The 2,865-nt window shown below is 70.9% G+C and carries 4 protein-coding genes; all 4 read left to right on the plus strand.

Going from position 1 to position 2,865, the window contains the following annotated elements; genetic code table 11:
* The first annotated feature begins 414 nt into the window (after positions 1–414).
* Positions 415–933, plus strand: a complete 519-nt coding sequence (gene rimP, locus FNX44_RS25670) for a ribosome maturation factor RimP (protein ID WP_143651370.1) — start codon at positions 415–417, stop codon at positions 931–933.
* A gap of 2 nt (positions 934–935) precedes the next feature.
* Complete coding sequence (gene nusA / locus FNX44_RS25675) at positions 936–1,931, plus strand: transcription termination factor NusA (RefSeq protein WP_143651371.1); 996 nt, start codon at positions 936–938, stop codon at positions 1,929–1,931.
* 117 nt (positions 1,932–2,048) lie between these two features.
* Complete coding sequence (locus FNX44_RS25680) at positions 2,049–2,339, plus strand: YlxR family protein (protein WP_143651372.1); 291 nt, start codon at positions 2,049–2,051, stop codon at positions 2,337–2,339.
* A gap of 195 nt (positions 2,340–2,534) precedes the next feature.
* Positions 2,535–2,865, plus strand: a 331-nt coding sequence (locus tag FNX44_RS25685; RefSeq protein ID WP_323369670.1) for a translation initiation factor IF-2 N-terminal domain-containing protein, incomplete at its 3' end; no start/stop codon positions are given.

The following is a 2,865-nucleotide window of genomic DNA, read 5'->3' on the forward strand; positions in this document are numbered from 1 at the left end:
CCGGGGAGCGGGCGGGACTGAGGGAACGACGTGCGGTGCGGCGGCGGGTGACGGACCGAAGGCGGACGTCACCCTGCCGGGGGACGGGATTGGCAGCTGTGAGCGGCACCAGAACTGGTGATCAGCGTTCCGGTGAGAGTACCCGGGCGGAGCCGGTGGGTCCGCCCGGCGTCAGCGACGCGCCCGGCCCGGCACCCGTGCGGGCGTCCGGGTCGGTGCCGCCGGCCGCAGGCGATAGGCTGTACGCCGCGTGTCGGAACGGGGCCGTTCCTCAGCGGCCCGGTGTCCCCGGCGCACCGTCGCGTCGTACGGCGCGACGAGCGGGCGCCGCCCGGTACCGTCGACCCGACACCGCACACCCGTCACGTTCCCGTATTCCCTGACAACAGCACACGCGGCCGAGGAGTCACCCGGATGAGCACCACCCAGATCGAGAGGCTGCGCGGGCTGTTGGAACCCCTGGCCGCCGAGCGGGGTCTGGACCTGGAAGACGTCGCCGTCACCCCCGCCGGCAAGCGCCGGGTACTGCGGGTGGTCGTCGACTCCGACGAGGGTGTGCGACTGGACGCCTGCGCCGAGCTGAGCCGTGCGGCCTCCGCAGCGCTCGACGACAGCGACGTGATGGGCGGCGCGCCGTACGTGCTGGAGGTCACCTCGCCCGGCGCGGACCGCCCGCTGACCGAACCCCGCCACTTCCGCCGGGCGGTGGGCCGCCTGGTGTGGCTGCGCCTGCACGACGGCGGGGAGCTGACCACCAGGCTCCTCGCGGTCGACGAGGACGGCCTGGACACCGAGGTACCGGGCGTCAAGGGCCGCAAGCCCACACCCCGCCGCCTGGAGTTCGCGGACATCGCGAAGGCCCGGGTGGAGATCGAGTTCAGTCGCAAGTCCGACAACGACAACAAGGACCAGAAGGAAGAGGAGGAGGCGTAACCGTGGACATCGACATGAGTGCCCTGCGGGGCCTCGTACGGGAGAAGGAGATCTCCTTCGATCTGCTCGTCGAGGCGATCGAGTCGGCCCTCCTCATCGCGTACCACCGCACCGAGGGCAGTCGTCGGCACGCCCGGGTCGAGCTGGACCGCGCCACCGGCCATGTGACCGTGTGGGCCAAGGAGGACGCCGCCGACCTGGAGGAGGGGCAGGAGGCCCGGGAGTTCGACGACACCCCGTCGGGTTTCGGTCGGATCGCCGCGACCACCGCCAAGCAGGTCATCCTGCAGCGCCTGCGGGACGCCGAGGAGGAAGTCACCTTCGGCGAGTACGCGGGCCGGGAGGGCGACATCGTCGCCGGTGTGGTGCAGCAGGGCAAGGACCCGAGGAACGTGCTGGTCGACATCGGCCGGCTGGAGGCGATCCTGCCCCCGCAGGAGCAGGTGCCCGGTGAGGACTACTCGCACGGCGCCCGGCTGCGGACTTACGTGGTCCGGGTCGCCAAGGGCGTGCGCGGGCCGTCGGTGACGCTGTCGCGGACCCACCCCAACCTGGTGAAGAAGCTCTTCGCCCTGGAGGTCCCGGAGATCAACGACGGCTCGGTGGAGATCGCCGCCATCGCCCGGGAGGCGGGCCACCGCACGAAGATCGCGGTACGGTCCAATCGTTCCGGGCTGAACGCCAAGGGCGCCTGCATCGGCCCGATGGGCGGTCGGGTCCGCAACGTGATGGCCGAGCTGAACGGCGAGAAGATCGACATCGTCGACTGGTCCGACGACCCGGCGGAGCTGGTGGCCAACGCGCTCTCGCCCGCCCGGGTGAACAAGGTCGAGATCGTCGATCTGGCGGCCCGTTCGGCGCGGGTCACCGTTCCGGACTACCAGCTGTCGCTGGCCATCGGCAAGGAGGGCCAGAACGCCCGACTCGCCGCCCGGCTGACCGGCTGGCGCATCGACATCCGCCCGGACAACGAGTCCGGCGGTACGCAGGAGAGCTGAAACCGCTCTTCGGTGACGGTCCCGGAACCGGGGCCCGCCACCACGGACGGCGGAATACCGCTGGTACCCCGAGCCCCGGGGATCAGCGGTGTCCGCGCGGGGAGGTAGACTTAACCAGTGTCTGGCCGGACGCGTGCCCGAGTATGCCCAGAGCGAACGTGCGTGGGTTGCCGGGAGCGGTCGACCAAGGCCGGTCTGCTGCGTGTGGTGATGGTCGAAGGACGCTGTGTCCCCGATCCTCGCGGTACGCTGCCCGGCCGGGGTGCGTATGTGCACGCCACTCCAGCCTGTGTCGAGCTGGCGGTCCGCCGCCGGGCGTTCCGAAGGGCCTTCCGCCTGACGGGAGGCCGCGAATCGCCCGACACCGGGGAGCTGGAGAGCCACGTGCGGGACGCACCGCGCACGTAAGACCCCTGTGGGACCCCTGCAGGACCCCTGTAAGAAACCGTAAGAAAGCCGCGCGGAGAGCCGTGCGGCGAGGTACCTCGCGAGTCGGAAGTAGGTCGAGATTGCGATGAGCACTCGATGAGTACGCGATGAGTACGCCCATGCACAAGTAGCGACGGTCCGGCGGACGACCAACCCCGGACCAGAAGGAGCGAAGTGGCTAAGGTCCGGGTATACGAGCTCGCCAAGGAGCTTGGAGTCGAAAGCAAGGTCGTCATGGCCAAGCTCCAAGAACTGGGAGAGTTCGTGCGCTCGGCGTCCTCGACAATCGAGGCGCCGGTCGTTCGTAAACTGACTGACGCGTTCGGCGCGGGCGGTGCCGGTGGCACCAAGAAGTCCGCGGCGAAGCCGGCGGCCCCCAAGAAGGCCGCCCCGAAGCCGGGAGCGCCCAAGCCGGGCGCCCCCGTCAAGCCCGGCGCGCCCAGCGCCGCGGCCCCGGTGACGCCCGCGGCGCCCAAGCCGCCGGCCAGCACCCCCCGTCCGGGAG

Origin of the sequence: Streptomyces alkaliterrae (assembly GCF_007097205.2) — a bacterium.
Classification (GTDB): Bacteria; Actinomycetota; Actinomycetes; order Streptomycetales; family Streptomycetaceae; genus Streptomyces; species Streptomyces alkaliterrae.